9 protein-coding genes and 1 other annotated feature are annotated in these 8,172 nt (G+C 35.2%); of the genes, 7 read left to right on the top strand and 2 right to left on the bottom strand.

Features of this window, described 5'->3' with window-relative positions; genetic code table 11:
- From Q7P22_RS11680 to Q7P22_RS11655, 6 genes are all read left to right on the top strand, one after another.
- The coding region (locus Q7P22_RS11680; protein WP_303864349.1) for an NAD(P)/FAD-dependent oxidoreductase at positions 1-887 on the top strand (887 nt) is incomplete at its 5' end.
- Positions 888-926: 39 nt separating this feature from the next.
- Entirely contained in the window at positions 927-2,192 is a 1,266-nt protein-coding gene (locus Q7P22_RS11675; RefSeq protein WP_303864347.1) for an NAD(P)/FAD-dependent oxidoreductase, read from the top strand.
- A gap of 1 nt (position 2,193) precedes the next feature.
- Complete coding sequence (locus Q7P22_RS11670) at positions 2,194-2,556, top strand: DUF1667 domain-containing protein (RefSeq protein ID WP_303864345.1); 363 nt, start codon at positions 2,194-2,196, stop codon at positions 2,554-2,556.
- Positions 2,557-2,932: 376 nt separating this feature from the next.
- Positions 2,933-4,102: a TraB/GumN family protein gene (locus Q7P22_RS11665; RefSeq protein WP_303864351.1), complete on the top strand. Its 1,170-nt coding sequence runs from the start codon at positions 2,933-2,935 to the stop codon at positions 4,100-4,102.
- Between the two features lie 73 nt (positions 4,103-4,175).
- Positions 4,176-5,003 (top strand): aminotransferase class IV, encoded by an 828-nt coding sequence (locus Q7P22_RS11660; RefSeq protein ID WP_303864343.1) that lies wholly within the window; start codon positions 4,176-4,178, stop codon positions 5,001-5,003.
- Complete coding sequence (locus Q7P22_RS11655) at positions 5,003-5,710, top strand: DUF6873 family GME fold protein (protein ID WP_303864342.1); 708 nt, start codon at positions 5,003-5,005, stop codon at positions 5,708-5,710. The genes Q7P22_RS11660 and Q7P22_RS11655 overlap by 1 nt, the downstream gene beginning before the upstream one ends.
- On the opposite strand, the gene Q7P22_RS11650 is transcribed toward Q7P22_RS11655, so the two are convergent.
- Positions 5,707-6,087 (bottom strand): DUF4363 family protein, encoded by a 381-nt coding sequence (locus Q7P22_RS11650; RefSeq protein ID WP_303864340.1) that lies wholly within the window; start codon positions 6,085-6,087, stop codon positions 5,707-5,709. The genes Q7P22_RS11655 and Q7P22_RS11650 overlap by 4 nt on opposite strands.
- Before the next feature lies 1 nt (position 6,088).
- A complete protein-coding gene (locus Q7P22_RS11645; RefSeq protein ID WP_303864338.1) occupies positions 6,089-6,715 on the bottom strand; it encodes a DUF421 domain-containing protein in 627 nt (208 codons plus the stop codon).
- A 196-nt stretch (positions 6,716-6,911) separates the two neighbouring features.
- On the opposite strand from Q7P22_RS11645, the gene Q7P22_RS11640 reads away from it, so the two are divergent.
- A complete protein-coding gene (locus tag Q7P22_RS11640; protein WP_113920515.1) occupies positions 6,912-7,634 on the top strand; it encodes an HAD-IB family hydrolase in 723 nt (240 codons plus the stop codon).
- Positions 7,635-7,891: 257 nt separating this feature from the next.
- Positions 7,892-8,098 (top strand) — a binding site (T-box leader).
- Positions 8,099-8,172: the final 74 nt, after the last annotated feature.

Genomic DNA, 8,172 nt, shown 5'->3' with positions numbered 1-8,172 from the left:
GAATTACTACAAATGAGGGTATATATGAAGCAAAAGTAGTAATCAACTGTGCAGGCGTTTATGCAGACGAATTAAATGCTAAAGTTAGTGGCGAAAAATTCTCTATTAAGCCAAAATCAGGAGAGTATTTCGTATTAGATAAGCGTTCAGGAAATATCGTTAACTCTGTAATTTTTCCTTGCCCAGCAAAGAAGAGCAAAGGAGTACTAGTAATTCCAACGGTACATGGAAATACCTTATTAGGACCGACTTCTACACCAATTGAAGATAAAGAAGGAAACGAAACGACGAAAGAAGGTCTTGATTATGTTCGAGATCAAGTAGACAAAATAGTTGAAAACATCCCATTTGGTAATATAATACACTCCTTTACTGGTTTAAGAGCTACTGCAGATAGAGGAGATTTCATAATTGAAGAATCAAAAAAATGTCCTGGTTTTATTAATGTAGCAGGAATTGAATCCCCAGGCTTAACTGCTGCACCAGCTATAGCACTAGAGGTAGAGAACTTAGTAAAAGGCATATTAAATGATTTTAAACCAGATAAAAACTTTAACCCATATCGAAACAGGGTCATCCACTTTGAAGAATTGCCTGTTGAAGAAAAAGGAAAAATTATCAAAGAAAATCCTCAATTTGGCAATATTATCTGCAGGTGTGAAAAAATCACAGAAGCTGAAATTGTAGATTGCATTCATAGAAAAGGTGGAGCTACAACTGTAAAAGGTGTTAAGAAAAGAGTCCGACCAGGAACGGGAAGATGCCAGGGTGGCTTCTGTGAGCCAAGAGTAGTAGAAATATTAGCTAGAGAATTAGGTAAAGACTTGGATGAGATCGTATACGATGGTCCAGAATCTAAAATTCTTATAGGTCGAACCAAAAAATAAGAATGTTACAGTAGTCGTTTAAATTTCGGAGGTGTAGAAATGTCGCAATATGATGTGATAGTAGTGGGTGGAGGTCCTGCAGGTTTAGCAGCAGCGATAGAAGCTCATAAAAAAGGCGTGGGGAAAGTTTTAGTCCTTGAAAGAGATCGGGAGTTAGGTGGAATTTTACAACAGTGTATTCACAATGGTTTTGGCTTACATCAATTTAAAGAACAGTTGACAGGTCCACAGTATGCTCAGAGATTTATTGATGAGTTAAAAGAATTAAATATTGAATACAGACTCAATACCATGGTATTAGAGATTACAGAAGATAAACAAGTCCATGCGATTAACAAAAAAGATGGCTATCAAATATACAATGCAAAAGCTGTAGTATTAGCAATGGGGTGCAGAGAGAGGACTAGGGGAGCTATTAGCATTCCTGGAAAAAGGCCTGCAGGTGTTATGACAGCAGGTTCGGCTCAAAGATACATTAATATGGAAGGATACATGGTAGGTAAGAAAGTTGTCATTTTAGGTTCAGGAGATATTGGACTGATTATGGCGAGGCGTATGACTCTTGAAGGAGCTAAAGTTGAAGCAGTTGTTGAAGTTATGCCGTTCTCTGGTGGTTTAAACCGAAATATCGTTCAGTGCTTGCATGACTATGATATCCCTCTTTTACTGAGTCATACCATTACAGATATAAGGGGCAAAGATCGAGTAGAAGGGGTAACCGTTTCTAAAGTAGATGAAAACAGGCAACCTATACCTGGAACGGAAATCAATTATGATTGCGATACAGTACTACTATCGGTAGGATTAATTCCTGAAAATGAATTATCTGAAGGTCTAGGAGTAGGTATGGATGGCGTGACAAAAGGTCCTTTAGTGAATGAATCTATGGAGACAACAGCAAAAGGCGTCTTTGCTTGTGGTAATGTACTGCATGTTCACGATTTAGTAGACTTTGTAACAGAAGAAAGTCAAAGAGCAGGGAGAAATGCAGCAAGATACGTATTAGAAGGAATTCATAAAAGAGAACGCGTAATTCATACAAAAGCTGGCAACGGCATTAGTTATACCATTCCACATAGTATTGCTGTTGAGAATATTGATGAAAAAGTAAAATTATTCATGCGCCCAAGAAATGTGTATGAAAATGTAAAACTAATCGTTACAGCAGACGATGAAATTATCAAAACGGCTAAGAAAAAACACATGGCGCCTGGCGAAATGGAAAATATCACGATTGAAAAATCTCTGTTAGAAAATAAAGACTATAAAACATTAAAAGTAGAAGTTGTTAAGGAGAGTGAATAGTATGGAGAAAAAAGAACTAATCTGTATTGTTTGTCCAAAAGGATGTCATCTAGAAGTTACTCAAGAAAACGAAAAATTTCAGGTAACTGGTAATCAATGTAAAAGAGGGCCTGTATACGCTCAAAAGGAATTGACAGAACCAACAAGAGTTCTGACGACTACTGTAAAAATAAAAAATGGTATATTAAACAGAATTCCAGTAGTAACAGAAGGTGAAATTTTAAAAGATTCTTTAGAAGATGCTATGCAGATTTTAAATAAAATCGAATTAGAAGCTCCAGTTAAAAGCAATCAAGTAATCATTAAAGATTTATTAGGTTCAGGAGTAAATGTAGTGGTATCAAGAAGTATGGATGCTATCTAAGGTGGGATGTCGTAAGTTACGGGCTTGTAGCTTTTTCTAATCACTACAAGCCTTGCCAACCTTGACAGGGATAAACCAAACCATTAGCTACTAATGGTGACTTTGAGACAGCTAAAAGAGGTGAATGCTAAACATTGGCATTTACCTTTTTTATGTGTTTAAGAAGCTGAATGCTGAAAGCAAAAGCTGAAATTCGCCTATAGGCGAGGTGTGTTTTTTCTGCATTCCACTAAAAGTTTTTCCGGTCCAACGAAGCAACCGACCAACCGATAAACGAAAAAGTTCACTTTAAGAGCTAATTGTAGTAAAATAGAATTTACTAGTTATAAAGAGCAAATAAAAAATAATTGAGTAAGGTGATATTTTGGAAGATAAGATGAGGGATGAACACGTGCACCGTCTGCAATATGAAGACAAGGAAATACTCCTTATTGCAACGGCACATGTATCAAGGCATAGTGCAGAAGAAGTGAGAAGAGTTATAGAAGAAGAAAAACCTGATTCCATTTGTATTGAGCTAGATGAAGGTCGTTATAAGTCCCTCAAAGAGAAGGATAAATGGAGAAATACGGATCTAATTCAAGTAATAAAGGACAAAAAAGTAGGCTATATGTTTGCCAATATCTTACTCAGCAATTATCAGAGGAAAATTGCAGAACAGTTTAATATTAGCGCGGGTCAAGAGATGATTCAAGGCATTAAATCTAGTGAGGAGACTGGCGCGCATTTAGTTCTTGCTGATCGAAATATTCAAACTACTTTTACCCGAGTATGGCGTGGAGTATCTTTTTGGGGTAAGATGAAGCTCCTTACAAGTATTGTGTACAGCTTAATAGATGACGAGGAGATTACAGAAGAAGATTTAGAGCAGATGAAAGGCGAAGATATGCTCACTTCTGCTATGTCTGAAATGGGAAAAGCTTTTCCTGGTTTAAAGACCTATTTAGTAGATGAAAGAGATCAGTATCTAGCAAATAAGATAAAAAATGCCCCAGGTAAAAAAATTGTCGCTGTCTTAGGGGCTGCTCATGTATTGGGCATCAAAGAAGAAATTTACAAAGAACAAGATATGGAGAGAATTACGGAAATACCTCCTAAATCTTTTCTATCAAAGATTGCACAATGGTTTGTCCCTATGTTAATTGTGGCACTGATTTTATTTACTTTTTCAGTAGATTCTGTTACAGGTATAGAACAGTTAAAGAGTTGGCTTATATGGAACTCTAGTATGTCTGCTTTAGGAACTATTATAGCATTAGGGCATCCTTTAGCTGTCCTTGTATCCTTTTTGTTAGCTCCGATGAGTGCATTGCATCCATTAATAGCCGTAGGCTGGTTTTCAGGAATAATCGAAGCGCATTATAGAAAGCCTAAGGTAGAGGATTTTGAAGACTTAGCAAAGGATTTAAGCTCAATCAAAGGACTATGGAAGAATAAGGTGACTAGGGTATTATTAGTCGTTATATTTGCTAATTTAGGAAGTGTATTTGGAACAATTATAAGCGGTGTAGATATTGTCAATTCCTTTGTCAATACCATATTCTAATAAAGAATAGTGATGAATCAAAAAGAATAGTATTTAAATGAGGAGTCATTATAGTATAGAAAGGATGTTATAAATGGAAGAGGGAAAAATATATTATTCATATAATGGTAATTTAGAAGATGAGGAAACTTTAGAAAAAAGAGCAATTCCTAAAAATGCAGTTTATGAAGTAATGAAGATGGTGCAGGCTAAGCCCTTGTTTTTTGAAGATCATATGGAACGTTTTATGAATTCTATAAAGAAATCAGGTTATGCTATGACCTTGTCCAATGAAGAGATATTAACGGAGATGATCCTCCTAACAAGAGTAAATCTCAATAAAAATACAAATATTCAAATTGTTTATATTCCTGTAGAAAATACAGATGACTATGATTTTATAGTTTGTTTTACGGACAGTTTGTCTGCAACAGACGAGCAGAAGAATCAAGGTGCTGGCTTAGAAACAGTGGTTATAGAAAGGCATAATCCTGCTGTTAAAACCGTTGGCTCTTCGTACAAAGGACAAATTAAAACCCAGTCTAAATATGAAGATACTTTTGAAATTTTATTAGTAAACAAAGAAGGATATATTACAGAAGGAAGCAGATCCAATGTTTTTTTTGTAAAAAATGAAAAGGTTATCACTACTCCCGCTCAAAATGTTTTATTAGGTGTAACTCGTAAGTATATATTAGAGCTTTGTGAAAAAAATCAAATCGAAGTAGAATATCGAGATATTTCAGAAGAAGAAGTCTTCGAAATGGATGGGGCTTTTTTGACAGGGACCACAGTAGATGTAACGCCAATAATAAAAGTCAATAATAAATCTTTTGGGGAAATAGATAAGAAAATTATAACCTTGAAAAATCAATATGAAGAACTCATGAGGGAGTACTTAGAGAATTTTGAGGCAAATTAATGAAATGCATTATTTCTGAAGATATTAGCCAAGAATCCTATTATAGTCTCTTACAATTTTCAAAAGACTTTATGTTTATTCGAAAATATGAGAATTTACATAGGGGAATTGATAGTCATGCAGATTTGCAGTGCTTCCCTCTAGAAGATAATGTGGTGGTAGTTCATCCTGAAATTCACCCTAAAACAATAGGGGAAGCAAAAACCATAGGTATAAACCTTTTATATGGAAAGACAAAGCTAGAAAAAAAATACCCTAAGGATATACCTTATAATGTAGCAAAAATTGGAGAAAACGTTTTACACTCTGTAGAGCATATGGACCCTATTGTAAAAATGGAGTTAGAATTTAGAAAATACAATTTTATTAATGTAAAACAAGGCTATACAAAGTGCTCTGTACTACCCTTAGGGGATCATAACATTATAACAGCAGATCAGGGAATAGCGAAAACGATTAGGCAAAGTAGCATCGATGTACTTTTAATAGAAGGTGGACACATTGAGCTACCTGGTTTTAATACGGGTTTTATAGGTGGAGCTTGTGGAGTAATTCAGGAGAAGGGCATTGTTTTATTTAACGGAGATATCGCCCTTCATCCAAATTATATAAAGATTCACTCCTTGTTAAAGGAGACAGGATATGACTATAAGTGCCTAAATCACGGGCCCTTAACAGATGTAGGAAGTATTTTCTTTCTCCCTTAGAGGATATTATACCAGCTGATTTTCTCTTTCTCATATATGTGCTCAAGATAATAATTGAGCTTTGAGAGATTTTCTAGAGTTCCAGCTACATCTCTTACTTCAAAATAGACATCGGTTTCCCTGATAGCTTCTTCAATACTGTCAATGTCACTATGCCCAAGATAGGTCATCCATAAAGTAGAGGTAGGTTCCCATTCTTCTTTAAAAGCATCGTAGAGCTTTTTAGATTCTTCCCAATCCTCTTTTCTTACTAGATTTTGTATTTTAACGAGATTCTCTGAGAAGAGTTTTGAAGTTTCTTCAATTTCGCTGTATAAATAAGCAGCACCAAATAAATAAACCGCAACAAGGGCAATAGAAATGAGTAAAGGTTTCATATTATTGCTCCTTTCTATGGAAATATAGATTTCCATCACTTACATATGCTAGAAATACTTCCTTATCGGAGACGATTCCGTTTTTATTAAGTTCCGTGTCAAGCCATTTTTCCGTGATATTTCCTTCTTTTAGATTTTCATGTAGCCTTAGCCCATCTGCGATCACGTTAACAGGTAAGGAAGAATTATCCTTACAGATAATGCTCATTTGCCCATTGGTTTCAAGTATAATAGTGTTGATTTCATGTAACAATGGGTATCCTTGTGAGCGTAGCTCTTCATGAAGATCGCTTAAACTAATTCGTTGTGTCTTCATTTCTTTTTCCTGTAAAATGCCATCCTTCATAAGAAAAGAAGGTTTTCCTGTAACCAATCTCCTGCCAATACGAGTTTTTAGTATTCCTAAAATCATAAAGGAATCGATAAATAACATGGAAATTAAAGGAATTAGGCCATTAAATAATGGCGTATCAATGCTTTCTAAGGGACCAGTAGCAATATCTGCTGTCATAATGGTGACGATTAATTCGGAAGGTTGCATTTCCCCAACTTGCCTTTTTCCCATTAAGCGAATGACTAAAAAGACGGCTAAATACAAAATGACTGTTCGAATAAAAATAATATGCAAAAGATATCACCTCGTAAGTAATCTCAGCTATTAGTATTAACCTTATTTTAAAAAAAATCCTATATAAAAGAGTTATATGTGAAATGGTATATTTATAAAGAAAAGAAACATCATAACTATAAAATTTGTTTTTTATGGTTACACTTGGGCAAGACTGGTATAATATATAACAATAACCTATTTAGGGGGTAAAGGCATGTGTATAGCAGCTTTTTTTGATGTAGATGGTACATTGTACAGAGATTCTCTTATGGTTGAACACTTTAAAAAATTAATAAAATATGAAGTACTAGATCCAGCTATATGGCATGGAAGTGCTAAAAAGAAGTTTGAAAATTGGGCAAAGAGACATGGAGATTACGAAGACTTCCTATTAGAAATTGCAAATATTCATATAAGCCACTTAAAAGGAATAGATAAGGATTACATCAATTTTATAACAGAGCAAGTAGTCAGTTTAAAAGGCGATAGGGTATACCGATTTACAAGAGACCGAATTAATTGGCATAAGAAGCAAGGTCATATGGTAATCTTTGTATCTGGAAGCCCCTCTTTTATACTTGAAAAGATGGCTGAAAAATACGACGTAAAATTATACAAAGGCACAGAGTACTTAGTAGATGAAGAAAATAAATTTACTGGTGAGCTCATTCCTATGTGGGAATCGGAGAGCAAAATGGTAGCCATAGATGAATTTGTCCGTAAATACAATATTGATTTAGAAAAGAGTTATTCTTATGGTGACACCAATGGCGATTATGATATGTTGAAAATCGTAGGGCATCCAGTGCTGATTAACCCTATAAAAAAACTTGTTGATAGAGTTCAAAAGGATCAAGAACTTATGGATAAGGCAGAATTTATTGTGGAGAGAAAAGACGTGATTTATAAGATACCGTCTAATGTGGAAACGCTTTAAGGTGGTGATTCTAGGTGGTCAGGTGGTCAGGTGGTCAGGTGGTCAGGTGGTCAGGTGGTAAGCAAAACCATGACACCACCGCTGGTGGTATAGACTTACATCTAGCTATTAAAGTGTGTAGTGGTGGACGACTATGTCCGCCAGCTATATATTACAATGTGGCAGGGAGGCTTTGATTTCATCAGTAAAGATATAAAATTATTCATCATAGAGTTGACATTTTGAGATAAAAGTATTATATTTTTATATAAAATGAAAGAAAGACTGTGAAGAGGACGAGTAGGTTAGACCGGTTACAAGAGAGGAGATACATTTGCTGGAAGTATTTCTTAATTAGGCTATCTGAATACCACCTTGGAGTCATGGGCTGAAATAAGTAAGTCTTATCGGTACATACCGTTATCATGTATGAAAGTGGATTTATATCAATTAAGGTGGAACCGCGGAATTTTTTCGTCCTTTGCAATAACAAGCGAAGGATTTTTTTATGCGAAAATACGATAAGATTTTGCCGCCACCTCAAAGCCCTGTAGTGTGC

Origin of the sequence: Alkalibaculum bacchi (assembly GCF_937875145.1) — a bacterium.
GTDB classification, from domain to species: domain Bacteria; phylum Bacillota; class Clostridia; order Eubacteriales; family Alkalibacteraceae; genus Alkalibaculum; species Alkalibaculum bacchi_A.
Note: the sequence above shows the minus strand (reverse complement) of the source record. Positions and strands in the feature narration are given on the sequence as shown.